Origin of the sequence: Streptomyces pseudovenezuelae (assembly GCF_001513955.1) — a bacterium.
Taxonomy (GTDB): Bacteria; Actinomycetota; Actinomycetes; order Streptomycetales; family Streptomycetaceae; genus Streptomyces; species Streptomyces pseudovenezuelae.
The window spans coordinates 715,232-739,571 of the sequence record NZ_KQ948146.1; the positions used below are offsets into that span (position 1 = coordinate 715,232).

The window sequence follows — 24,340 nt, forward strand, 5'->3', positions numbered from 1 at the left end:
CCGGGCGGAGTTGGAAGGAAGCCGCCAATTCGGACAGAAACCCTAGATACGACGCAGCCGGATAACCGTCGCATCGAGGTCACCGCGCAAGCCGGTACGCAGTCCGTGATGCTGCAGTACGACCCCTCGGTACACTTCGCCCGTTTCGAGGCATTCGTACGACGCTGTCGGGTCGATCCCGCGCAGCCGCAGCGAGGGAACGGGCTCGCCGTACTTCTGCGCCTGAAGCCAGGCGAGGACGACGGTCTCGTCCCCGAGGACGTACTGCACCGCGCTCAGCCCGCCCCGCGGAGGCCGCAGCCGGTAGAGGTCGCCCTGCTGCACCAGCGGCCTGATCTCCTTGTAGAGACTCACCCAGCGACCGGCTTCGGCGAGCTCCTCCTCGGTCCACTCCGTGAGGTCCCCGCCGACTCCGAGCACCCCGGCCATCGCACTCACGAACCGGAACCGCAGCGAGCTCACCCGACCGTTGAGCTGGGTGTTGGGGCTGTCGGTCACCCAGGCGGCCATCACGCGCGCGGGATGGATCTGGCTGAACCCGTCCTGAATGGCGAGCCGGTCTAGCGGGTCGGTGTTGTCCGAGGTCCACACCTGGTCGGTACGGCTGAGCACCCCGAGGTCGATCCGGCCGCCGCCCCCCGAGCAGGACTCGAAGGCCACGCCAGGGTGAGCCTCCCGCAGCCGGTCCAGCAGTGCGTAGAGGCCGCGCACATGGTCGACCCACAGGCGCTGCGGATAGGACTCGCCGGGCCACCCCGCGTCCGTGAAGCAGCGGTTGAAGTCCCACTTCACATAGTCGATCGGGGCCGAGGAGAGCAGGGTGTCGAGCTGCTCCCACAGATACTCCTGGACGTCCTCGCGCGCGAGGTTCAGTACGAGTTGATTGCGGAACTCCGTCCGCTTTCGTCCCGTCTGGTGCTGCACCCAGTCGGGGTGGGCGCGATACAGCTCGCTGTCCGGGTTGACCATCTCCGGCTCGACCCAGATGCCGAACTGCATGCCGAGCTCGCGCACGTGGTCGCCGAGCGGCTTGAGGCCGGAGGGGAAGCGGTCGGGGTTGGGCGACCAATCGCCGAGGCCGGCCCGGTCACTGGTGCGGGTACCGAACCAGCCGTCGTCGACCACGAACAGCTCGACGCCCATGGCCGCGGCCCGCCGGGCGAGGGTGCGCTGCTGCTCCTCGGAGATGTCGAAGTTCGTGGCCTCCCAGGAGTTGAACAGCACGGGCCGGTCCTGGTCCGCGGCCGGGATGACGTAGGCCCGCTGGTAGGCGTGCCAGGCGCGGCTCGCGCCGCCGAAGCCGCCGTCGCTCCACAGACCGGCGAAGACAGGGGTCGTGAAGGACTCGCCGGCCGCCAGCCGGAACAGCCCCGAGTCGTCGTATCCGGCGCCTCCGGTGATCTGCACGCGCGCGTCGGGCAGTTGCGCCACGGCGATCCGCCAGGACCCCGACCAGCCGAGTGCGACTCCGTAGACCTCGCCCCGCTCCTCGGTGGCGTCGGTGTCGAGCGCCACCCACGGCAGGTGCTGGTGCCCGGTGTGACCGCGGCGGCTGCCGATGACCTTCTCGCCGTAGGTGAGCGGGGTCCGGGTGAGCAGCGACTCGGCGGCCCAGCGGCCGTGCAGCTGGGACAGCCGCCAGCCGTCCTCGCGGTCGGGCAGGGTCCAGGTGGCGGAGTCGGCGCGCAGCAGCTCGACCGGGTCAGGGCCCTGGTTGTCCAGGGTCACCCAGCGCTCCAGGACGTCGTCACGCATCCGGTAGTGCAGCGTGATGCCCAGCCCGCCGTCGCGGAACCGCAGCCGCAGTTCGTCGCCCTCGGTCTCGTACGCCTCGAAGCCCCACTCGGTGCCGCGCCGCTCGTCGGTGCGCACGGACAGGGCGGGGCGGGTGAAGCGGGGACCGCCCTCGACGGGGTACTCCTCGCGGCCGTCGAGCGGGGCCTCGAAGGGCCAGTAGTCGGGAAGCGGCCGGACGGCGAGGGCCTCGGCGTCCGCCACGGTGATCCTCGGACCCCAGTGCAGGTGCAGCAGCTCGTCCTCGGCGGTGAGGTGCAGGGCGTAACTGCTGGCCGGCCCGGACAGAATCCACGTACGGCCGTTCTCGGCGATCTCCAGCATGGTGCTTCCTCACAGATCCGAACAGGTGCCAACAGGTGCGCTCAGGCCCCAACATCATCAAGGGCGGATGGCCCTGGCTGCAACGGCTGTGGACAAGTCATTGCCGGCCCTGTGGACAACTCATTGCCCCAGGAACCCATGTCGTATCGTCGAGAGCGTGCCCCGCCGACGAGCCGCGTCGGCGGAGCCCGGCTGGGAGGAGCCCCCGTGACGCAGCAGATCCCGTCGACCGAACCCGACCTGTCAGGTGTCCGCAATTTCCGTGACGTGGGCGGACTGCCGACAGCAGACGGGCGGCGGGTGCGGCACGGAGTGCTGTTCCGCAGCGGTCACCTCGCCCACGCGACCGAGGAGGACGCGGCCTTCCTGACGTCCCTGGGCCTGCACACGATCTTCGACTTCCGCAACGCGGCGGACCAGAAGCTGGAGGGCCCCGACGTCGACCTGCCCGGCGTCACCAATGTGAACCTGCCGCTGAGCGACCCCGCCGAGGGCACCTGGTTCTGGAAGATGGTCCGCGACGGAGACATAGAGCAGCTGCGCGAGCTCCTCGGTGACGGAAAGGCCGCGGAGCGCATGACCAACTCCTACCGCACCATGGTCAAGGAGCGCACCGCCGAGCACTCCGAGGTGCTGCGCTCCCTCGCCGAGGACAGCGTCCCCGCCCTGATGCACTGCGCGGCCGGCAAGGACCGCGCGGGTCTGTCCATCGCGGTGACCCTGCTCGCCCTCGGGGTGGAGCGCGAGGCGATCATCGCCGACTACCTGGAGTCGAACGCCAAGCACCGCCGCTACAAGGTCCGCCGCACCAGCACCTCCGCCGACGCCTACTCCCCTGAGGTCATGGAGCTGCTCAGCCCGCTGTTCGAGGCGCGTGCCGAGTATCTGCAGGCGGCCTTCGAGACCATCGAGGAGACGTGGGGCGGCGTCGAGGAGTATCTGCGACAGGGCCTCGGCCTGACGCCCGAGATCCGTGAGCGGCTGCGGGAGCGGCTGCTCGACTGAGCCGTGCGGCCGCTACTGCCCGGCTCCCACCTCGAAGAGGAAGTAGATGAAGGCCGCGAAGACGTGGCCGACCGCGAGGTAGATGACAAGGCGCACCCACAGGGCGCGGGGGAACTTCTCCTCCATGTCACTCATGGCGTCTCTCCAGGGGTGGGGCCCAGGCACAGCGTGGCCGTGGGACTCTGCAACAGGGTGTGGACGAACAGGAGCTCGACGCCGTCGGGGTCCTGGGCCGCGATGCGGTGCGGGGTCAGCGAGTCGAAGTGCGCGCTGTCGCCCGGACCGAGCCGGTGTGTGGCGTCACCGAGGCGGAGCCTTAGCCGTCCCTTGAGGACGTACAGCCATTCCTCGCCGGGGTGCACCCGCACGATGTCGCCCTGGGAGCCGTGGGGCACCCGCACGCGCAGGGCCTGCATGCCGCGGCCTGCCGCGCCCGCCTGGACGTAGGTCCAGCCGCCCGCCTCGGTCGGTTCCATGTCGGCGGCGCGCACCACGGCGTCCCGGTCGGCGGCCGTCTCCCCGAGCAGTTCCGAGACGGTCGTACCGTAGATACGGGCCAGCGCGAGCAGCATCGGCAGCGAGGGCTGGCGCTGCCCGGTCTCCAGCCGGGAGAGATGGGCGGGCGAGAGCCCCGCGGCACCGGCCGCGGCCTCCAGGGTGAGGGAGGCGCGACGGCGCAGGGCGCGAAGCTGGGGAGCCACCGAAGGCAGCTCCGTGAAGGCTTCCGTGGAGGTCATACCTCCATTGAGCCGGAGCCTTGCCTCTGCGGCAAATTTCTTGCCTCAGAGGCAAAAGCCCCGGAGTGGGCCGTTACCGGTTGGCCACCGCCTGCTTCACCAGTGTCTTGCCGAAGTCCCACATCAGTCCGCCGCCGCTGTGCGCGTCGTCCATGACGTCCGTGAAGGCGTCCACGAAGCGGTCCACCTCCTTCTCCCCGACGACGAGCGGCGGGATGAGCTTGATGACCTCCAGATGGTCGCCGGAGACCTGGGTGAGGATCCGGTGCCGCTGCAGGAGGGGGACGACGACCATCTGCGCGAACAGACCCTTGCGCGCGGCCTGGAGCATGGTCCAGCGGCCGCGGAGCTTGAGCGACTTCGGCCTGCCGAACTCGATGCCGATCATCAGGCCCCGGCCTCGTACGTCGGCGAGCAGTTCGTACTTGTCGACCAGTGCCGCGAGCCGGGACCTCAGCAGGTCGCCGGTGGCGCGGGCGTTCGCGACGATCTGCTCGTTCTCCATGACCGACAGGACGGCGAGCCCGGCCGCCATCGCCTGGGCGTTGGATCCGAAGCTCGCCGAGTGCACCAGCACCCGGTCCATCGACGAGTAGACCTTCTTGAAGATCCAGTCCTTGCCGAGGGTGGCGCCGACCGGGACATAGCCGCCGGAGAGCGCCTTGGCCACGCACACCAGGTCGGGCTCGACCCCGTCCTCGTGCTGGTAGGCGTAGAAGTCCCCGGTCCGGCCGAGCCCCGTCTGCACCTCGTCGGCGATGAGCAGCGCCTTGTGCCCGCGCAGCAGCTCCTGCGCGGACCGCAGATACCCGGGCGGCGGCTCGTGCACCCCCTTGCCCTGGATCGGCTCGACGACCAGGGCGGCGACGTCCCCCTTCTTCAGCTCCCGGGCCAGGGCGTCGAGATCGCCGAGGGGTACGGCGGTGTCGGGCAGCAGGGGCGCGAATCCGTCCCGGAAGCCGGACTCGCCGTTGACCGACAGGGAGCCGGTGGTCAGCCCGTGGAAGGCGTGGTCGCAGTACAGGACGCGGGGCCTGCCGGTGGCGTACCGGGCGAACTTCAGCGCGGTCTCCACCGCCTCGGTGCCGCTGTTGCCGAAGAACACCCGGTCCAGGTGCGGGCTGTGCGTGAGCAGCTTCTCGGCCAGCAGCCCGGGCAGCGGCTGGCAGTCGAAGCGGGTGAGGTCGGCGAGAGAGGCGTCGAGGACGTCGTGCAGGGCCTTGCGGACGACGGGGTGATGGCGCCCTAGGCCCATCACCCCGAACCCGGCGAGCATGTCCAGGTAGTCGTTGCCCTCCTCGTCCCAGAAGTAGGCGCCCTCGCCACGCTCGTAGACCTTGTCGAAGCCGATGGTGTGCAGCATGCGCGGGAGCTGGTGGTTCAGGTACTTCCCATGCAGCTCGTAGCGTTCGGCTCCGCGCTCGGCCAGGAGTCTGCCGAGGTCGAACTCCGTGGTCATTCAGCAGTCTCCTTGACTTCGGCCTGCGCCTTCACGGCCAGGCTCGCGCTGATCCGCCCCGCCACCTCGACCGGGGTGAGGCCGATGTCGGCGAGCACCTCGCCCCGTTTGGCGTGCGCGAGGAACTGCTCGGGGATCCCGAACCGCCGTACCGGCACGTCGACTTCGGCGTCACCGAGGGCCAGGGCCACCGCCGCCCCCACTCCGGCGGCCCGGCTGTTGTCCTCGACGACGGCCACCAGCCGGTGTTGCGCCGCGAGGCCCGGCAGCGCGGGATCGACGGGCTTGACCCAACGGGGGTCGACGACCGTGCAGGCGATGCCTCTCGCCTCCAGCAGCTCGGCCGCCTGGAGGCAGACCGGGGCCATCACCCCGACGGCGACCAGGAGCACCTCGGGGCGATCACCCCGGTGCAGGACGTCCAGGCCCCCCACCCGGTCGAGCGCCGGCACCGAGGGACCCACCGACTCCTTCGGGAACCGCACCAGCGTCGGCGCGTCGTCCACGGCCACCGCCTCCCGCAGCTGCGCCCGCAGCTGGTCGGCGTCGCGGGGCGCGGCGATCCTCAGTCCGGGCACGACCTGGAGGATCGACATGTCCCACATGCCGTTGTGGGAGGCCCCGTCCACCCCCGTGACCCCGGCCCGGTCCAGGACGAACGTGACCCCGCAGCGGTGCAGGGCGACATCCATCAGGAGCTGGTCGAAGGCCCGGTTCAGGAAGGTGGCGTACACGGCGACGACCGGGTGCAGCCCGCCTGTGGCGAGACCCGCCGCGGAGACCGCCGCGTGCTGCTCGGCGATGCCGACGTCCCACACCCGGTCCGGGAACCGCGCCGCGAACTTGCCCAGACCCACCGGGTGCAGCATGGCCGCCGTGATCGCCACGACGTCCTCCCGCTCCTCCCCGATCGCGACGATCTCGTCACCGAACACCGAGGTCCAGGAGGGTCCGTTGGACGGTGCGAGCGGCTCGCAGGTGAGGGGGTCCATCACACCGACGGTGTGGAAGTGGTCCTCCTCGTGGGCGAGGGCGGGCTCGTAGCCGCGCCCCTTCTCGGTGAGGCAGTGGATCAGCACCGGTCCGTGGAAGCGCTTCGCGCGCCGCAGAGCGGACTCGACGGCCCCGATGTCGTGTCCGTCGATCGGGCCGACGTACTTCAGCCCGAGGTCCTCGAACATGCCCTGCGGTGCGAAGGCGTCCTTGAAGCCCTTCTTCGCGCCGTGCAGGGACTCGTAGACGGTGTTGCCGACCAGCGGGGTCTTGAGGAGCACCTCCTTCCCCCAGGCCAGCACCCTCTCGTAGCCGTCGGTCGTGCGCAGGGTGGCCAGGTGGTTGGCGAGCCCGCCGATGGTCGGCGAGTAGGACCGCTCGTTGTCGTTGACGACTATGATCAACGGCCGGTCCTTGGCGGCCGCGATGTTGTTCAGCGCCTCCCAGGCCATGCCGCCGGTGAGCGCGCCGTCGCCGATGACCGCGACCACGTGCCCCTTCTCTCCCTGCACCTGACGGGCCTTGGCGAGCCCGTCGGCCCACCCCAGCGCGGTGGAGGCGTGGCTGTTCTCGACGATGTCGTGCTCGGACTCCTCGCGCGAGGGGTAGCCCGACAGACCGCCCTTGCCCCGCAGCTTCGAGAAGTCCTGACGCCCTGTCAGGATCTTGTGCACATAGCTCTGATGGCCGGTGTCCCACACGATGCGGTCGACCGGTGACTCGAAGACCCGGTGGAGCGCGATGGACAGTTCCACCACCCCCAGGTTGGGCCCGAGGTGTCCGCCGGTCCTGGCGACCGCGTGCACCAGGAACTCCCTGACTTCCTCGGCCAGTTCGCCGAGATCCGATTCGGACAGCGCCTTCAGGTCGCGTGGTCCCCGGATGTTCTCCAAGATGGTCACGCTCGGGCCCCCTTCGGTCCGTGCTGTTCAACTCACGGTGACGGCCGGCTCCCCCGACGCGACGCCGTCCTGCTCCATCTGTTCGGCGATCTTCATCGCCTCCTCGATGAGGGTCTCCACGATCTTGGACTCCGGGACGGTCTTGACGACCTCGCCCTTCACGAAGATCTGTCCCTTGCCGTTGCCGGAGGCGACCCCCAGGTCCGCCTCCCGCGCCTCGCCGGGACCGTTGACCACACACCCCATCACCGCGACCCGCAAAGGCACTTCCATGCCTTCGAGACCCGCCGTGACCTCGTCCGCCAGCTTGTAGACGTCCACCTGCGCGCGCCCGCAGGACGGGCACGAGACGATCTCCAGCCGGCGTTGCCGCAGGTTCAGCGACTCCAGGATCTGGATGCCGACCTTGACCTCCTCGGCGGGCGGGGCGGACAGGGACACCCGGATGGTGTCGCCGATCCCCCTCGACAGCAGCGCCCCGAAGGCCACCGCCGACTTGATCGTCCCCTGGAAGGCCGGCCCGGCCTCCGTGACCCCCAGGTGCAGCGGGTAGTCGCACTGCTCGGCGAGCTGCTGGTAGGCGGCCACCATCACCACGGGGTCGTTGTGCTTCACGGAGATCTTGACGTCCCGGAAGCCGTGCTCCTCGAACAACGACGCCTCCCACAGCGCCGATTCGACCAGCGCCTCCGGGGTCGCCCTGCCGTACTTCTGGAGCAGCCGCCGGTCCAGCGACCCGGCGTTGACCCCGATCCGGATCGGCGTGCCGTGGTCCTTCGCGGCCCGCGCGATCTCCTTGACCTTGTCGTCGAACTGCTTGATGTTCCCGGGATTGACGCGTACGGCCGCGCAGCCGGCCTCGATCGCCGCGAACACGTACTTGGGCTGGAAGTGGATGTCCGCGATCACCGGGATCTGCGACTTGCGGGCGATGGTCGCGAGGGCGTCCGCGTCGTCCTGCGTGGGACAGGCGACGCGGACGATCTGGCAACCGGACGCGGTGAGTTCGGCGATCTGCTGGAGCGTGGCGCCGATGTCGGACGTACGCGTCGTCGTCATCGACTGCACCGACACCGGGGCCCCGCCCCCGACCGCCACCGGCCCGACCATGATCTGCCGCGACACGCGCCGCTCGGCGATCGGCCGGACCGGTACCTCGGGGACGCCCAAGGGAATGGCGGTCATGGCGCTACTCGCGGTTCCCGGAGACCGTCTCGCGCATGGCGCGCAGCGACTCCTTGAGGGATCCCATGGTGGCGAGGACGGCGGTGGGCTCGTAGCCGCAGTGCGCCATGCAGTTGGCGCAGCGCGGGTCCTTGCCCCGGCCGTACTTGTCCCAGTCGGTGTCCTCGATGAGTTCGCGGTACGTCGGCACGTACCCGTCGCTCATCAGGTAGCACGGGCGCTGCCAGCCGAACAGGGAGTAGTTCGGGATCGCCCAGGCCGTGCACGGGAAGTCGACCTTGCCCTCCAGGAAGTCCAGGAAGAGCGGGGAGTGGTTGAGCCGCCACTTCTTGCGGTTGCCGCCCGCGAAGGCCTTCTTGAACAGCTCGCGGGTCTGCTCCACGCCCAGGAAGTGCTCCTGGTCGGGCGCCTTCTCGTAGGCGTAGGCGGGCGAGATCATCATCTCGTCGACCTTGAGGTCGTCGTTGAGGAAGTTGAGCACCTCGATGATGGTCTGCGGGGTGTCGGTGTTGAAGAAGGTCGAGTTGGTGGTGACCCGGAAGCCGCGCTGCTTGGCCTCCTTGATCGCCTCCACCGCCTCGTCGAACACGCCCTCCTTGGCGACCGACTCGTCGTGCCGCTCGCGCAGTCCGTCGATGTGCACGGCGAAGGCGAAGTACGGGGAGGGCTTGAACTTGTCCATCTTCTTGCGCAGCAGCATGGCGTTGGTGCAGAGGAAGACGTACTTCTTCTTCGCGACCAACTGCCGGACGATCTCGTCGATCTGAGGGTGCATCAGCGGCTCGCCGCCGGCGATGGACACCATCGGCGCACCGGACTCAAGCACCGCCCCGACGGCCTGCGCCACCGGCATGCGCTGCTTGAGCACCCCCGCCGGATGCTGGATCTTGCCGCAGCCCTCGCACTTGAGATTGCACGCGAAGAGGGGCTCCAACTCCACGATCAACGGGAACTTGTCCCGCTTGCGGAGCTTTTGTTCGGCCAAGTATGTAGCGACCTTGATGGACTGACGCAGCGGCATGGCCATCTGGCTCACCTCCTGGGGAGCAGCAAGGAACGGTGCCATTCATGGAAAGCGGGAAGGACGGAACGAAGAACGCGGAAGGCTGATATTCCACCGCGTACCGTGCCGATCCGGACGAGTTCATGTTGTGGAGCGTCCACGACCACCCGGACGGCCGCAACGGGGCGCTCGCCCGCGCGCACGGCGCTCAGGAGCGTGGCCGCGGACTCCATGTCGACCGCGATCGCGCCGGTCGCGAGCAGCTGGGACCGCTCGTGACCGCGAACGACGTGATCGGAGCCGGTGAGGGGTCCGGTGTGCACGGTACGTCCCGGCACGGCCCGTACCAGCTCCTTGACGAGCAGGTCGGTCTGCGCGCACGGAACGGTTCCGTCCGGGTCCCGGGTCTCCTCGGCGACGACCAGATCGCCGGGGTGCATCCCGGGAGCGAGTCCCGCGCAGAACCCGGTGGCCAGTACGGCGGCCCCGGCGAGGGCCGGGTCGGCCAGGCGCCGGGTGACGGACCGTTCCGCCGCCTTGGGACCCATGCCCGTCCGGAGCAGGGTGACCGGCCCGCCGGCCCCGCCGCGCTCGCCCGTGCGCAGGGCGAGGTGCTCGATGCCGAGCGCGCAGGCGATCAGCAGCGGGGCGGTGGCGGGCCGGGTGCTCATCAGAGGGCCGCCTCGGTCCGGGAGAACGGTTCTCCATGGACGTATCGGCCCAGGGCGGTGAGCGGGAAGACCTGCCGGTAGAGGTGGTAGTTGATGGAGAAGTCCCAGGGGAAGCCGGTGCCGGTGAAGTAGGGCTCGTCCCAGGAGCCGTCCTCGCGCTGGGTGCTCGCGAGCCACTCGATGCCGCGTTCGACGGCCTTGGAGTCCCTCTCCCCCGCGGCCAGCAGCGCCATCAGTGCCCAGGCCGTCTGGGAGGCGGTGGAGGCGCCGCGGCCGCTCCACTCCTTGACGTACTTGTAGGAGCGCAGGTCCTCGCCCCAGCCGCCGTCGTCGTTCTGCACCTTCTCCAGCCAGGCCACCGCCCGCCGGATCGCGGGGTGCGAGACGGGCAGTCCGGCGGCCGTCAGGGCGGGCACCACCGACCCGGTGCCGTAGATGTAGTTGACGCCCCAGCGCCCGAACCACGAGCCGTCCGCCTCCTGTTCGGCGAGCAGCCACTCGATGCCGCGCCGGGTGCGAGGGTCGTGGGAGAGTCCCTCGATCGCGAGCATCTCCACCACGTGGGCGGTGACGTCGGCGGACGGCGGGTCGATGACCTCTCCGAAGTCGCAGAACGGCAGCCGGTTGGGGAACGGGCTGGTGTTGTCCACGTCGAAGGCGCCCCAGCCGCCGTTCTTCGACTGCATCCCGAGGTTCCAGCGCACCCCGCGCCCGATGGCCTTCTCCACCCGCTCGGGGTCGTGGTGCCGGACCCGGCGCAGTGCGAGGACGACCTCCGCGGTGTCGTCGATGTCGGGGTAGTTGTCGTTGTGGAACTCGAACGCCCAGCCGCCCGGCGGCAGTTGGGGTCGCTTGACCGACCAGTCCCCGGGCCGCACGATCTCCTCGCCGAGCATCCAGTCCGCGGCCCTGACGAGCTGCGGATGGTCGGCGGGCACGCCCGCGTCGGCGAGCGCGATGGTCGCGAGGCAGGTGTCCCACACCGGCGACTGGCAGGCCTCGATCATCCGGGACCCGTCCTCGCGCCAGATGGCGAAGCGGTCCAGGGACTCCAGTCCGGCTCGCATGACCGGGTGCTGGAGGTCGTAGCCGAGCAGGTGCAGGGCGATCACCGAATAGACGGCCGGGGGCTGGATGCCGCCCCAACAGCCGTCGTTCTCCTGTCGCTCGATGATCCAGCGGGCCGCGCTGTTCATCGCGGCTCTGCGGAGTCGGCGCGGGGCGACCTTGCGCAGCTGGTGCAGGGCCTTGTCGAGCCGCTGGAAGGCGCCGTCCCAACTCGCCACCGAAGCAAGCGGCTTGGCCGGGTTCGGGTCGGCCGGGTCGGCGTGCAGTTCGTCGAGCGGGAAGGGCGCCGGCCGCACCGGGCGCTTAGCCGAGACGATCGTCAGCGGGACGATCGTCTGGCGGGCCCAGCAGCCGAAGTCGTAGATGTTGAGCGGGACCCACTTGGGGAAGTAGATGAGCTCCGGCGGGAGTTCGGGCAGGTCCTCCCACTTCCACCAGCCGAACAGGGCGAGCCAGATCCGGGTGAACACCCGGGCGGCGGCGATACCGCCCTGGGCGCGGATCCAGGCGGAGGCCTTCGCCATGTGCGGGGCGTCCGGATCGTCGCCGTCGAGACGGAGGGCGACGTACGCCTCGACGGTGGTGGAGAGTTCGCCGGGGCCGCCGTAGAAGCCGGCCCAGGTGCCGTCCTCGCGCTGCTCGCCGCGGATGAACTGGGCGGCGGCCCGGGTGGTCGACTCGTCGCGGATGCCGAGGAACTGACGGAGCAGCAGGTCCTCGGCGTCCATCGTGACGTTGGTCTCGAGGTCGCCCTTCCACCAGCCCTCGGCGTCCTGCCGGGCGAGCAGGTGGTCGGTGGCGCGCTGGACGGCACGCACGGCGGCTTCTTGTATCCCGGCCGCCACGGGGGTCTCGAGGTGGGTTTCGCTGGCCGCGGCAGCGCGGGGCGGGAGGGCCCCGGTGCTTCCGTCGGTCGTCGCTGTCATGGCTTCCCCTTCGTGCAGTGTGCAATGTGGTGCTCTGCTGTGGGTCCGCCGTCGGCCGGTGCCTTTCCTTTCCTCGCAGCACCGGCCGGCGACTACGCGAGGGCTATTCGACCGATAGTGATCATCTCTTTCGTACGACGACGAAGTCGGCGAGCGCCGTGAACCGGTCCCGCACCCGGTCGGGCATGTCGATGGCGTTCAGGGCTTCGATGGCGATGGTGTGCTGACGGCGGGCCTCCGCGGCCGTCCACTCGCGGCCGCCGGCCTCCTCGATGAGGGCGGCGCGGGCCGCGAACTCCTCCTCGGAGAAATTCTCGAAGTCGCTGCTCTTGGCGTCGGCGGCGAGGATCTCGCCGAGCCGCTCGGAGGCGGCACCGCCCGCCGCGAGCGCGGCCACCACGGGCAGGGACTTCTTGCGCTGGCGCAGGTCGCTCCAGGTCTGCTTGCCGGTGGAGTCCGGGTCGCCCCAGATGCCGAGCAGGTCGTCGACGGCCTGGAAGGCGAGGCCCAGGTGGTAGCCGTACTTCTCCAGGGTGTCGGCGGTGCGGTCGTCCGCGCCGCCGAGGACCGCGCCGATGGAGGAGGCGCAGGCGAGCAGGGCGCCGGTCTTGTTGCCCTCCATCTCCAGGCACTCCTCGACGCTGACGCGGTCGCGGTGCTCGTAGGAGATGTCCTGCGCCTGGCCGTCGATGAGGGCGCGAGTGGCGGTGGTCAGCCGGCGGGTGGCGCGGCCGGCCTCGACGGTGCCGAGTTCGAGGAGGACCTCGTTGGCGAGGGCGAACAGGGCGTCGCCGACCAGGATGGCCTGGGCGGGGCCGTGCACCTTCCACACGGTGTCGCGGTGGCGGCGCTGCTCGTCGCCGTCCATCAGGTCGTCGTGCAGCAGGGAGAAGTTGTGGACCAGCTCGACGGCGACCGCGCCGGGGATGCCGGTCTCGGGGGCGGCGCCGGTGACCTCGGCCGAGAGCACGGCGAGCGCGGGTCGCACGGCCTTGCCGCCGTCTCCGTCCGCGGGGTTGCCCTGGGCGTCGATCCAGCCGAAGTGGTAGGCGGAAACGGTGTCCATCGGGGATGCGAGGCGGTCGACGGCCGCCTTCAGCACCGGAGTGGCCAGGGTCCGGCCGCGCTCCAGGAGCGCGGTCACGTCCACCGCGGACCTCACAGCGGCCGTCTCGGCCGGGGGCACAGTGGGCACAGTCTCTCCTCTTGTTGCGGTACCGGAGGTGCTGGGGCCCGATACGCCGTGCTGGTCGAGCATCACGCGGCCTCCTCGAACTCGAAGAGACGGGCGGGGCGGGGCCGGCCCAGGGCGGCGAGGGCGGCGTCCGCCGCACTCACACCGCTGCGGACCGCACTCTCCATGGTCGCGGGCCACCCTGTGGCGGTCCACGCGCCGGCCAGGTAGAGGCCGGGGGCTTTGGTACGGGCGCCGGGCCGCAGCCGTCCGACACCGGGGGTGGGAGCGAAGGTCGCCGTGCGCTCCCTGGTCACGAAGAAGTCCTTCACCTCGGCGCCGCGGGCGAGCGGCAGCAGCCGCTCCAGCTCGGGCAGATACCGCTCGCGCAGTGCGGCCACCGGCTCGTCGATCTCCTCGTGCGCCGCCGACTGGGACAGGGCGAGGTACTGGCCCTCGCGCAGCCCGGAGGCGTCGGTGCGGTCGAAGACCCACTGGACCGGGGTGCCGAGGGCCGCGAAGAACGGCTTGTCGAGGATCTTGCGGTCGTAGACGACATGGACGTTGAGGATCGGCGCGGTGCCGATGTCCCGAAGATTTTCCGGGGCGTCGAGTGCGCCCTCCGGCAGCAGGTCACACGCCTCGTGCTGGGCCACGGCGAGCACGACCGCGTCCGCCCGGAGCGTCTCCCCGGGAACCTGAACGCTCCAAGTGCCGTTCTCGTCAGTAGAGATGGAGGTGACGCGTGTACGGACCTCGGTACGCACGCCCGCGGAGTCGAGCGCCTTGCGGGCCAGCCGGTCGTGCAGTTCACCCAGCGGGACGTGTGCCCAGCCGATGTCGGCCGCGCCCGGGTCGGACAGCAGACCGGTCTTGAACACCATCGCGGCGAGCCCCAGCGAGGCGTCGCCCGCGACCGCGTTGAGGGTGGCGACCCCGACCAGGTCCCACAGGGCCTCGACGGCACGCGCCGACTGACCGTGGGCGGTCAGCCAGCTGCCGAAGTCCTGGGTGTCCAGGCTCGGATCGGCGAGGTCGAGACCCTTGAGCGCGAGCGCGGCACGCCCCACCTTGGCCCGCTCGGCGAGCGAGAGATGCGGATAGGTCGCGAGGCTGCGCCCCAGATGCAGGGGCACCGGCAGCGCGTCGCGCCGCAGTCTGCCGAGCCGTCGGCCCTCGGGCCGGGCCACGTCGAGTACGGGCACGTCGAGACGATCCTGCAGCGGTGCCAGCGCCGTCCCCTCGATGCGGTCGAGGAACCAGCGGTAGGCGGTGCAGCAGCGCAGGTAGACATGCTGTCCGTTGTCGACGGTCAGTTCGCCGCGCTGGAAGGAGAAGGCGAGTCCGCCGAGGCGTGGCCTGCCTTCGAGCAGGGTGACGCGCACCCCGGCGTCGGCGAGCGCGAGCGCCGCGGTGATCCCGGCGAGCCCGCCGCCGATCACGACGGCGTCCCGTCCGGACCGCTGTCCGTCGGTCATCGCACACCCTCCCCTGCCCGGACGCCGTGGTGCTCGAACGGTGCACGGCCGACCGTTGCAGTCAGGGACGCCGTCCCGGAGCGGAGGGTTGCGTGCCGCTTTTCTCCGGTGACATCACCTTGGACCGTATTGTCCACATCACCCATCAGGCACGCCTCCTGACGGCCCGCCGCGTCACATGCCGGGTGTCCAGGCCGGACAGGCCGCGGACGGCGACGTACGCCTTCTCGCGCCCGGGCAGCGAGACCCGGCCGCGCAGCACCGCCTCGGGGTCGCGCTCGATGCGGTCGAGCAGACGGCGGTAGATGCCGGCCATGGCGGCGACACAGGCACCGCTGCGCCGGTCGAGCATGGGGAGCAGCCGGTAGCCCTCGGCGAAAAGGGCGCGGGCCCGTCGCACTTCGAAGTGCACGAGGCCCGCGAAGTCGGCGCCCTCCGGCGGTTTCGGCCCCTTGAAGCCGGCCGAGCAGCCGAACTTCGCGAGGTCGTCGGCGGGCAGATAGGTGCGCCCGCCCTCGGCGTCCTCACGGACATCTCTGAGGATGTTGGTGAGCTGGAGCGCGAGACCGAGTGTGTCGGCATACTCCGGCGCGCGTTCGGCGGCGCGCGCCCCGGGTTCGGTGCCGAACACGCCGAGCGAGAGGCGCCCGATGGCACCGGCCACACAGCGGCAGTAGACCTTCAGGTCGTCCCAGGTCTCGTAGGTCTCGCCGCGTACGTCCATCAGGACGCCGTCGATCAGCTCGTCCAGGCCGCTCAACGGGATGGGGAAGGTCCCGGCGGCGTGGGCGAGGGCGACGGCCACCGGATCGGTGTCGTCCTCGTCCACCGAGCCCTCGCGCACCCGGGTCAGCATCGCCCGGGTGTCCTCTAGCCTCGCGGCCTTGACCTCACCCGCCAGCGCGCCGTCGCCGATGTCGTCGACGCGCCGTGAGAACGCGTAGAGCGCCGACATCGCACGCCGCTTGGACGTCGGCAGCAGCCTGATGCCGTACGCGAAGTTACGGGCCTGCTGTCCGGTCACGGCCTCGCAGTAGCTGTAGGCGGCGAGTACCGGTGCGGACGCGTGTGGTGGTGGCTCCACCGTCCGGATCACCCCTCTCCTCGCAGAGTGACGCCCACCTCGCGCAGCAACTGGAGCTTGCCGGGCTTGGGCGGGCCGGGAAGTACGTCGTGTTCTGCGGCGGCGATCGCGCGGAGCGCCGCCCTTCCCCCCGCCACGAACCCTGCGAGCAGCAGTTTCAGTCTGCCGTGGACGCTACCCACCAGGGGGGCGCCTTCATTCAGGAGTTCGCGGGCGCGTTGTGCCTCGTATGCAACCAGAGCGCGCACCGATGCGCCTGCGGTTTTCATGGCGAGATCCGCCTCCTGGACATGAAAGCGCTTCATGTCCGCGGCGGGCAGATAGATCCGGTCGCGGCCGAGGTCCTCGGCGACGTCCTGGAGGTGTTCGACGATCTGGAGGGCGGTGCAGATCGCGTCCGAGAGGCGGACCCGCTCAGGGGTCGAGGTGCCGGTGACGGCGAGCACGAGACGGCCGACGGGGTTGGCGGACAGTTCGCAGTAGGCGAGCAGGTCGTCGTAGGTCTCGTAGCGGGTGACGAGCTGGTCCTGGCGGTTGGCGGCGATCAGGCCGAGGAAGGGCTCGGGGGTCAGCGCGCGGCGGCGGACCGTGGGCTGGAGGCGGCGCAGCAACGGGTGGCGGGGCTCTCCGGAGAAGACGCGGTCCAGGTCGGCCTCGAAGGCGTCCAGCAGGACCAGCCGGTCCTCGGCCTCCGCGGGTGACACGCCGAGCAGTCGGGCGTCGGCGCCGCCGGGGGCCAGGTCGCCGTCGCCGATGTCGTCGACGAGGCGCGCGAAGCCGTAGACGGCCATGAGGTCGGTGCGCCAGTCCTTGGGCAGGAAGAACGGAGCCACGGGGAAGTTCTCCGCCGCGGCTTTGTCGAGCGTTCCGCGCTCCGTCGCTCCGGGGCGCGTCGTGCCGGTCCCCGTCATCGCTGCCTGCCCGGGGCGGGGACGGCACGTGCTGCGTTGAGCTGGGGAGTTTCCGTAGCCATCGCCGTCACATCTCCCGTTCTACACCGCCGACCCAATACACACTATTTCGGACACGCCGCCCAGCCGTCCGCGTGGCGTCCCAGTGATCGGGTGTCGCGCATTATCGCCCTACTTGCCGCGATTGGGCACCGGTACAGCTTACGTTGTACAACGCGGCAAGGATCGTCGGGGTGTCCTGCACATCACAACAACACACCGATTGGCCCCAAGATTCCTAAGGGGGCGCGAAGTTGACGCTTCCTTTGCAGACGCGTGGCCCCGCCGGAACAGTTCCGGCGGGGCCCGGTCGAGCGGAGCGGTGTTTTTCGTCCGGGGCGCGGTGGACTACTTGCCCGTGAACTTCTCGTACTCCTTGATGACCTCGTCGGTCGGGCCGTCCATGCGCAGCTCGCCGCGCTCCAGCCACAGGACGCGGTTGCAGGTGTCACGGATCGACTTGTTGTTGTGACTGACGAGAAAGACCGTGCCGGCCTCCTTGCGCAGTTCCCGGATGCGTTCCTCGGAGCGCTTCTGGAATTTGCGGTCACCGGTGGCCAGGGCCTCGTCGATCATGAGGACGTCGTGGTCCTTGGCGGCGGCGATGGAAAAGCGCAGGCGGGCCGCCATGCCGGAGGAATACGTGCGCATCGGAAGGGTGATGAAGTCGCCCTTCTCGTTGATCCCGGAGAAGTCGACGATCTCCTGGTAGCGCTCCTTGATCTGCTCCCGGGACATGCCCATGGCGAGCCCGCCCAGAATGACGTTGCGCTCGCCGGTCAGGTCGTTCATCAGAGCCGCGTTGACACCGAGCAGGGAGGGCTGGCCGTGCGTGTAGACGCGGCCGCTCTCGGCGGGCAGCAGTCCGGCGATGGCGCGCAGCAGGGTCGACTTGCCGGAGCCGTTGGAGCCGATCAGGCCGACCGCCTCGCCCTTGTAGGCGACGAAGGAGACGCCCTTGACGGCGTGCACCTTGCGCACCCCGCGCTCCTCGCCGCGCTTGAGGATGCGGCTCAGCGCGGCGGTCGCACTGCCCTTGCCGGTCTTGGCGCCGTTGACGCGGTAGACGATGTGCAGCTCGTCCGCGATGACGGTGGGGGTCTGCTCGTCCCTGATGTCCTCAGCCACGGCCGTACCTTTCCTCCGCCTTCCAGAAGTACACGAAGCCGCCGAGCGCGAAGAGCGCGGCCCACCCGCCCGCGGCCGCCCAGACGTGGTCGGGCAGGTTCTCGGCGCCGTAGTCGTCGAGCAGCGCGAAGCGCATCAGGTCCATGTAGATGGCCGCCGGGTTCCACTGCAGGACCGTGGCGACCCACTGCGGCTTGTCGGCCAGCATGATCGGGATCGAGAACATCACGCCGGACGCGTACATCCAGGTACGCATCACGAACGGCATGAGCTGGGCCAGGTCGGGGGTCTTGGCTCCCGCGCGGGCCATGATCAGCGCCAGGCCGGTGTTGAAGAGGAACTGCAGGAGCAGCACCGGGACGATGAGCGCCCAGGACAGGTCCGGGTAGTGGCCGAAGCCGATGGCCACGGCGAACAGCACGACCATCGAGAACAGCAGCTGCTGGAGCTGCTGGAGCGCGAAGGAGATCGGCAGGGAGGCCCGCGGGAAGTGCAGTGCGCGGACCAGGCCGAGGTTGCCGGAGATGGCGCGCACGCCCGCCATGACGGAGCTCTGCGTGAAGGTGAACACGAAGACGCCCGTGACCAGGAACGGGATGTACACGTCCTTCGGCATGCCCCGGCTGGCGTTCAGGATGACGCCGAAGATGAAGAAGTACACGGTCGCGTTCAGCAGCGGGGTCGCCACCTGCCACAGCTGGCCCAGCTTGGCCTGGCTGTACTGGGCGGTCAGCTTCGCCCGCGAGAACGCGAGGATGAAGTGGCGCCGGTCCCAGAGCTGGCGGACGTACTCGACGAGCGAGGGCCTGGCACCGCTCACGGTCAGGCCGTACCGGCCGGCGAGCTGTGCCGCCGGGAGGCCCTCGTCGGGCGACGCGGGCGCGCTCACCGCGACCGTGCCGTCGTGCGTTGTCTCACTCACTGATGGATAGCTTTCCTCTTCGGGATGCTTCGGGATGCGCGGCCTGTGCGGCGCGGCAGGAGCGGGGGCCGCAGTGCGGCCCGGCCGCTCTCGGCAACGAGCTTGTCAGATGACCGGGGGCCGGCCCAGTCGGGTCAGTCGCCAGACGGTACGCCACTTCATGGGCCTGCGCGGTCCGCACGGTGTGCTCCAGCCCTCCCGGAAGCCGCCGAACCAGGCCTTCAGGGCGGGCCGCGAGGGCCGGCGCACCAGGGTCAGCAGCATCCAGACGCCCAGGTAGACCGGGACCAGGAGCGCGGGCAGGTTGCGGCGGGCGAGCCAGACGCGGTTGCGGGCGACCATGCGGTGGTAGACCGCGTGCCGCGAGGGCGCGGTCGTCGGGTGGTACAGCACCATGTCGGACCGGTAGTCGATCATCCAGCCCGCGTCGAGGGCCCGCCATGCCAGATCGGTTTCCTCGTGGGCGTAGAAGAATGCGTCCGGGAGGCCGCCGACTTCGGCGAAGACCTGGGTGCGTACGGCGTTGGCGCCGCCGAGGAAGGTGGTGACCCGGGAGGAGCGCATCGGGTCCGCGGCCCGCAGCCGGGGGACGTGCCGGCGCTGGGTGACCCCGGTGTCGGGATCGGCGATGCGGAAGCTGACGATGCCGAGCTTCGGGTCGGACTCGAAGGCCCGGCGGCACAGTTCGGCGGTGTCGTGGTTCGGGAGGAGGCCGTCGTCGTCCAGGAAAAGCAATATGTCGACGTCGCGACCGCTGGGGCCGAAGGCCTCGATGCCGACGTTGCGGCCGCCGGGGATGCCGAGGTTCTCCGGCAGCTCGATCGTGCGGACGCCCTCGGGGACGTCCGGGACGGGCGAGCCGTTGCCGACCACGACCACCTCGACCGGGTCGCCGTCCTGCTTGGCGACCGAGTCGAGCAGGGCCCGCAGCTCCTCGGGGCGGTTGCCCATGGTGATGATGACCGCGCCGACCTTCATGCCGGTGCTCACTTCAGCCTGCTGGAGGCGAGGATCGACACGAGGTGCAGCAGGGTCTGGAGCAGGGCGATCCCGGCCATCACCGCGACGCCGAGCCGCGTGAAGAACAGGTCGTCCCGCATCTGGTCCACGACCGCGAGGACCAGGATCACCAGGGACGCCTCGATGCCGAGGATCAGCCGGTGGAACTTGAACGCGGCGGCGGCCCGGCGGGCCAGCGCCATGCCGGAGGAGCGCATCTCGGCGGCCGCCTCCTGCACGGGCGGCTTGCCCGCCTGGTGCCGGGCGACGCCCACCAGGTCGGTCTCGGCCTTGATCAGGATCGCGCCGAGGGCGGCGAGCGTGCCGAGGAAGGCCCACAGCCAGTCGATACGGCCGCTGCCGAAGAGGTCGGCGGCGCGCAGACCGAAGCCGACGAGCACCGCCGCGTCGGTCAGGTACGCGCCGACACGGTCCAGGTAGACGCCGTTGAGCGAGTACTGCTTCTTCCAGCGCGCGATCTCACCGTCGACGCAGTCCAGCAGGAGATACATCTGGACGCACACCACGCCGAGCACGGCCCCCGGGATCCCCGGCACCAGGAGGGCCGGGGCCGCGAGGACACCGAAGACGGTCATCAGGTACGTGAGCTGGTTGGGCGTGACCCTGGTGTTCACCAGGTAGCGGTCCACCCGGAGGGACACCTCACGCATGTAGAGGCGTCCCATCCAGTGCTCACCGCTGCGCCGGTCCTTGACCCCCGCGGGGTGGACGACCGGACGGAGTTCAGCTACCGATGGCCTTGACATAGTCGGTGTAGATGTCCTTGATCTGGTCGGTCTTGAGGTCGAGGTGTTCGAGGATGGTGTAGCGGCCGGGGCGGGTCTGCGGGGCGAACTCCACGGCGCGGACGAACTCCGCGGGCGTGAAGCCGATCTCCTCCGGCAGCACCGGAAGTCCGTGCCGGCGCAGTACCTCGGCCATGTACGCCGACTCCTCGTGGGCTCCGCGCAGGTACATCGCGAAGGCCGCGCCCAGGCCGCACTGCTCGCCATGGGCGGCGGCGCGCTTGGGGTAGAGCAGGTCGAACGCGTGGTTGATCTCGTGGCAGGCGCCGGAGGACGGGCGGGAGTCTCCCGACACCGACATGGCGATCCCGGTGAGGACCAGTGCCTCGGCAAGGACCTGGAGGAAGTTGTCGTCACCGACTCCACCGGGGTGCCGGAGCACCGCCTCGCCGGCCTGGCGGGCCATGGCCGAGGCGAGTCCGTCGATCTTCTCGCCGTTGACGCGGTTGGCGAGTTCCCAGTCCGCGACCGCGGAGATGTTGGAGATCGCGTCGCCGATACCGGAGCGCACGAAGCGCACGGGGGCCTCACGGATCACGTTCAGGTCGATGACCACCGCGATCGGGTTCGGCACTCCGTACGAGCCGCGGCCCGCGTCGTTGTCGAGCGTGGCGACCGGCGAACACAGGCCGTCGTGGGCGAGGTTGGTGGCCACGGCGACGAGCGGGAGACCGACGCGTGCCGCGGCGAACTTGGCACAGTCGATGATCTTGCCGCCGCCCAGGCCGACAACCGCGTCGTAGCGACCGGCCTTGATGTCGCTCGCCAGCCGGACCGCGTCGTCGATGGTGCCGCCGCCGACCTCGTACCAGGTGGCCCCGGGCAGGGTCGGCGCGAGGCGGTCACGCAGACGGGCGCCCGAGCCGCCGCTGACCGCGACGGCCAGCTTCCCGGACTGCGAGATCCGCTGGTCCGCCAGGACGCAGCCCAGGTCGTCGAGGGCACCCGGGCGGATGTCCACGACGACCGGCGAGGGGATCAGCCTTGTCAGTACCGGCACGCGATCTCCCGTCCACGGGCGAGGTCGTCGTGGTTGTCGATCTCCACCCACGGGACGTCGCCGATCGGGGCGACGTCGATGCGGAAGCCGCGGTTCGCGAGCTCCTGGTAGCCGTGCTCGTAGAACTGCTGCGGGTCGGTCTCCCAGACCGTCTTCAGGGCGTCGGCGAGTTCGGGGGCGGCGTCGCCCTCGATGAGGGTGACGCCGATGTACTCGCCGGTGGCCTCGGCGGGGTCCATCAGCTTGGTGATCTTCGTCATGCCCCGCTCGGGGTCGACGACGACCTTCATCTCCTCGTCGGCGAGGTTCTTCACCGTGTCCAGGGCGAGGATGATGCGCCGGCCCTCGCCGCGGGCGGCGAGCAGGGTCTTCTCGACGGAGACGGGGTGCACGGTGTCGCCGTTGGCGAGGATCACGCCGTCCTTGAGGGCGTCACGGCCGCACCACAGGGAGTAGGCGTTGTTCCACTCCTCGGCCTTGTCGTTGTCGATGAGGGTGAGCTTGAGGCCGTACTTCGCCTCCAGCGCCGCCCTGCGCTCGTACACGGCCTCCTTGCGGTAGCCGACGATGACCGCGACCTCGGTCAGACCGATCTCGGCGAAGTTGCCGAGGGTGAGGTCCAGGACCGTCGGTTCACCCTCTATGCCCGCGGGGCCCACCGGCACCAGAGCCTTGGGGAGGCTGTCGGTGTAGGGGCGCAGTCGGCGTCCGGCGCCGGCCGCCAGCACGAGGCCGATCATGCGGGTTCTCCTTCGTCGTGTACGGCGGGAGCCCCAGCGGACACCCAGAAGCGGATGCTCTCGACGAGCACCAGCAGGGCCACGGCCACGGCCAGGACCGTGAGCGCGACCGTGAACTGCGAAGCGGTGAGCAGCGCGGCCAGGACGGCGACGAGCAGAGTCCGTCCCTCATGCCCCCCGGCGGCGCGCACCAGCCAGGCCGGGGGCGCTCCGGCATTGCCGCGGATGCGGTACACCGTGTCGTAGTGATGGTAGGCGACGGCGCCCACCAGCCCGAAAGCCGCGGGCAGGGCTCCTTTCACGTCCGCCTGGGCCGCCAGCACCAGGACGGTGCCGTACTCGGCGGCGCGGAAGAGCGGGGGGACGAGCCAGTCGAGGGCGCCCTTGAGGGGGCGGTACAGGGCCTGACCGGCGGTGACCGCGTAGACGAGGGCACCGGCGACGGGCGCCCAGGTGACGCCGGAGAAGAGGGACACGGCGAGGACCGCCGTCCCGGCCGCCGCGACCAGCAGCGGGGCGCCGAGGCGGGCCCGGGTGGCGCGCGTCACGAAGGAGGCGAGCGGACCGTTGTCCGCCAGGTCCGCCAGCGCCTGGGCCGCCCGGTCCGTGCGCTGTGCCCTGCGGGTCAGTGACCGCAGCACCCGGCCCGCCGTCGTGTAGGTCGCCGCGAAGGCGCACCCGACGAGAAGCGCGTAGAAGGTGATACGGGGAGTGGTGGCCGCCGTCAGGACCGCGATCATCGCCCAGCGCTCACCGATCGGCAGCACGATCATCCGCCGCACCCACACCGTCCAGCCGACGCTGTCGAGCTTGTCCGAAAGGGCGGCCGTGGGGCTGGTGTTGGCGGTGGCGTCGTGGTTCGCCTCGTTGAAGGAGAAGTCGACGACGTGCCGGCAGGTCTGCAGGACCATCGCGCCGAGCGCCAGCGCCCAGACGTCGTCACCGCCCCGGGCCGCGCCGAGGGCGAGGCCGGCGTAGTAGGCGTACTCCTTGGCGCGGTCGAAGGTGGCGTCGAGCCAGGCGCCGAGGGTGGAGTACTGCAGGGAGTAGCGGGCGAGCTGGCCGTCGGTGCAGTCGAGGACGAACGAGGCGATCAGCAGGACGCCCGCCGCGACGAAGCCGCCGCGCGTGCCGGTGGCCGCGCAGGCCGCCGCGACGAGCGCGGTGATCAGGGACGCGGTGGTGACCTGGTTCGGGGTCAGGCCCCGGCGGGCGCACCAGCGGGCGATGTAGCGGGAGTAGGGGCTGATGCAGTACGTGGTGAAGAAGCCGTCGCGGGACTTCACGGCGGACTTCAGGCGTACGGCCTCGTCGTCGACGTCCGCGACGGCCTGCCGTGCCTCGTTGCGGGCCTGCGGGTCGGCGGGGACCGCGGCGACCAGGCTGCCGAGTTCGGGGCGGTGCACCTCGGCGCCGTCGTCGGCCAGCGCGGTGACGATGCGGTCGGGGAGGCTGTCCACGGCGAGAGCCGTGCCGCCGCCCGCGGAGTTCTCGCGGGCCAGCGCGCGGGTCAGGGTCGCACGGCCGTCGGGCTGCGCGGTGACGGCTCCGGGCAGTGCGGCGAGGGGGAAGCGGGGGTCGGTCAGCCCCAGGCGCAGCGCGTGTACGTGGCCGACGAACCGGGCGTCGACGAGGGCGACGCGCTGCTCGCAGGGCGCCTCGGCGACCAGCCGCTCGGCGTCGGCGGCGTCCGCGGCGACCTGCACGTCGAAGCCGAGGGACCGCAGATCACCCTCGATCGACGAACCGGGGACCGGCTGACCGGTGAGGATGGCGGTCGACAACCGAACTCACTCCCTGGGTGCCGACGCGCGGGCGCCGGTCATGTGCACGATGGGGGCGCCCCTTGGCTGGACCAGGCGGGCGGCATGTCGGCAGAGGCTATCGGATGCCAAGAAGGCGGCGTTCACCGCCCGTTAACGGACCGATCAACAGCGTCTCCCCCGGCCTTTGCCGCGATCATCATCGGTGATCCGGGCCCCCGCCCACAAA

Annotated in this window: 22 protein-coding genes; 1 reads left to right on the plus strand and 21 read right to left on the minus strand. The window is 70.4% G+C overall.

The genetic code is table 11. The features are described from left to right. Positions 1 to 42: 42 nt before the first annotated feature. The gene (locus AQI94_RS15355; protein ID WP_031036659.1) at positions 43 to 2,118 is read right to left on the minus strand and encodes an alpha-galactosidase; all 2,076 of its coding nucleotides are present in this window, start codon (positions 2,116 to 2,118) and stop codon (positions 43 to 45) included. A 207-nt stretch (positions 2,119 to 2,325) separates the two neighbouring features. Between AQI94_RS15355 and AQI94_RS15360 the strand changes: the two genes are divergently transcribed. Continuing rightward, on the plus strand, positions 2,326 to 3,123 hold the full coding sequence (locus AQI94_RS15360) for a tyrosine-protein phosphatase (protein WP_031036662.1): 798 nt from the start codon (positions 2,326 to 2,328) through the stop codon (positions 3,121 to 3,123). 12 nt (positions 3,124 to 3,135) lie between these two features. Here the strand turns inward: AQI94_RS15360 and AQI94_RS15365 are convergent, their stop codons facing one another. The 20 genes from AQI94_RS15365 to AQI94_RS15455 all read right to left on the minus strand — a co-directional run bounded on the left by AQI94_RS15365 (position 3,136) and on the right by AQI94_RS15455 (position 24,132). Continuing rightward, on the minus strand, positions 3,136 to 3,258 hold the full coding sequence (locus AQI94_RS15365) for a DUF6126 family protein (protein ID WP_037940972.1): 123 nt from the start codon (positions 3,256 to 3,258) through the stop codon (positions 3,136 to 3,138). Further along, the gene (locus AQI94_RS15370; RefSeq protein WP_031036665.1) at positions 3,255 to 3,860 is read right to left on the minus strand and encodes a helix-turn-helix domain-containing protein; all 606 of its coding nucleotides are present in this window, start codon (positions 3,858 to 3,860) and stop codon (positions 3,255 to 3,257) included. The genes AQI94_RS15365 and AQI94_RS15370 overlap by 4 nt, the downstream gene beginning before the upstream one ends. A 73-nt stretch (positions 3,861 to 3,933) precedes the next feature. Then, positions 3,934 to 5,319 (minus strand): aspartate aminotransferase family protein, encoded by a 1,386-nt coding sequence (locus AQI94_RS15375; RefSeq protein WP_031036667.1) that lies wholly within the window; start codon positions 5,317 to 5,319, stop codon positions 3,934 to 3,936. Further along, on the minus strand, positions 5,316 to 7,214 hold the full coding sequence (dxs, locus tag AQI94_RS15380) for a 1-deoxy-D-xylulose-5-phosphate synthase (RefSeq protein WP_031036669.1): 1,899 nt from the start codon (positions 7,212 to 7,214) through the stop codon (positions 5,316 to 5,318). Before dxs ends, AQI94_RS15375 begins: the two co-directional genes overlap by 4 nt. Positions 7,215 to 7,241: 27 nt before the next feature. After that, on the minus strand, positions 7,242 to 8,399 hold the full coding sequence (gene ispG / locus AQI94_RS15385) for a flavodoxin-dependent (E)-4-hydroxy-3-methylbut-2-enyl-diphosphate synthase (protein WP_031036671.1): 1,158 nt from the start codon (positions 8,397 to 8,399) through the stop codon (positions 7,242 to 7,244). Positions 8,400 to 8,403: 4 nt separating this feature from the next. Beyond that, complete coding sequence (gene hpnH / locus AQI94_RS15390) at positions 8,404 to 9,426, minus strand: adenosyl-hopene transferase HpnH (RefSeq protein ID WP_031036672.1); 1,023 nt, start codon at positions 9,424 to 9,426, stop codon at positions 8,404 to 8,406. Between the two features lie 5 nt (positions 9,427 to 9,431). Further along, positions 9,432 to 10,073 carry a phosphorylase family protein gene (locus AQI94_RS15395; RefSeq protein ID WP_031036674.1) on the minus strand — a complete coding sequence of 214 codons (642 nt, stop codon included), beginning with the start codon at positions 10,071 to 10,073 and terminating at the stop codon, positions 9,432 to 9,434. Next, a complete protein-coding gene (gene shc / locus AQI94_RS15400; RefSeq protein WP_031036676.1) occupies positions 10,073 to 12,067 on the minus strand; it encodes a squalene--hopene cyclase in 1,995 nt (664 codons plus the stop codon). The genes AQI94_RS15395 and shc overlap by 1 nt, the downstream gene beginning before the upstream one ends. Before the next feature lie 121 nt (positions 12,068 to 12,188). Next, complete coding sequence (locus tag AQI94_RS15405) at positions 12,189 to 13,253, minus strand: polyprenyl synthetase family protein (RefSeq protein WP_031036678.1); 1,065 nt, start codon at positions 13,251 to 13,253, stop codon at positions 12,189 to 12,191. 71 nt (positions 13,254 to 13,324) lie between these two features. Continuing rightward, positions 13,325 to 14,719 carry a hydroxysqualene dehydroxylase HpnE gene (gene hpnE, locus AQI94_RS15410; RefSeq protein WP_031036680.1) on the minus strand — a complete coding sequence of 465 codons (1,395 nt, stop codon included), beginning with the start codon at positions 14,717 to 14,719 and terminating at the stop codon, positions 13,325 to 13,327. Beyond that, on the minus strand, positions 14,716 to 14,865 hold the full coding sequence (locus tag AQI94_RS46560) for a DUF6380 family protein (RefSeq protein ID WP_225890196.1): 150 nt from the start codon (positions 14,863 to 14,865) through the stop codon (positions 14,716 to 14,718). The genes hpnE and AQI94_RS46560 overlap by 4 nt, the downstream gene beginning before the upstream one ends. Next, positions 14,865 to 15,815 carry a presqualene diphosphate synthase HpnD gene (hpnD, locus tag AQI94_RS15415; RefSeq protein WP_031036683.1) on the minus strand — a complete coding sequence of 317 codons (951 nt, stop codon included), beginning with the start codon at positions 15,813 to 15,815 and terminating at the stop codon, positions 14,865 to 14,867. Before hpnD ends, AQI94_RS46560 begins: the two co-directional genes overlap by 1 nt. Then, on the minus strand, positions 15,812 to 16,714 hold the full coding sequence (hpnC, locus tag AQI94_RS15420) for a squalene synthase HpnC (protein ID WP_031036686.1): 903 nt from the start codon (positions 16,712 to 16,714) through the stop codon (positions 15,812 to 15,814). The genes hpnD and hpnC overlap by 4 nt, the downstream gene beginning before the upstream one ends. A 387-nt stretch (positions 16,715 to 17,101) precedes the next feature. Next, positions 17,102 to 17,881 (minus strand): ABC transporter ATP-binding protein, encoded by a 780-nt coding sequence (locus tag AQI94_RS15425; RefSeq protein ID WP_031036688.1) that lies wholly within the window; start codon positions 17,879 to 17,881, stop codon positions 17,102 to 17,104. After that, positions 17,874 to 18,803: an ABC transporter permease gene (locus AQI94_RS15430; protein WP_031036691.1), complete on the minus strand. Its 930-nt coding sequence runs from the start codon at positions 18,801 to 18,803 to the stop codon at positions 17,874 to 17,876. The genes AQI94_RS15425 and AQI94_RS15430 overlap by 8 nt, the downstream gene beginning before the upstream one ends. Positions 18,804 to 18,908: 105 nt before the next feature. Next, entirely contained in the window at positions 18,909 to 19,793 is an 885-nt protein-coding gene (locus AQI94_RS15435) for a glycosyltransferase family 2 protein (RefSeq protein WP_062229766.1), read from the minus strand. Then, a complete protein-coding gene (locus AQI94_RS15440) occupies positions 19,790 to 20,569 on the minus strand; it encodes a CDP-alcohol phosphatidyltransferase family protein (RefSeq protein ID WP_078902562.1) in 780 nt (259 codons plus the stop codon). The genes AQI94_RS15435 and AQI94_RS15440 overlap by 4 nt, the downstream gene beginning before the upstream one ends. Continuing rightward, entirely contained in the window at positions 20,547 to 21,608 is a 1,062-nt protein-coding gene (locus AQI94_RS15445; RefSeq protein ID WP_031036699.1) for an iron-containing alcohol dehydrogenase family protein, read from the minus strand. Before AQI94_RS15445 ends, AQI94_RS15440 begins: the two co-directional genes overlap by 23 nt. Beyond that, entirely contained in the window at positions 21,596 to 22,348 is a 753-nt protein-coding gene (locus AQI94_RS15450) for a phosphocholine cytidylyltransferase family protein (protein WP_031036702.1), read from the minus strand. The genes AQI94_RS15445 and AQI94_RS15450 overlap by 13 nt, the downstream gene beginning before the upstream one ends. After that, positions 22,345 to 24,132 carry a DUF5941 domain-containing protein gene (locus AQI94_RS15455; RefSeq protein ID WP_031036706.1) on the minus strand — a complete coding sequence of 596 codons (1,788 nt, stop codon included), beginning with the start codon at positions 24,130 to 24,132 and terminating at the stop codon, positions 22,345 to 22,347. Before AQI94_RS15455 ends, AQI94_RS15450 begins: the two co-directional genes overlap by 4 nt. Positions 24,133 to 24,340: the final 208 nt, after the last annotated feature.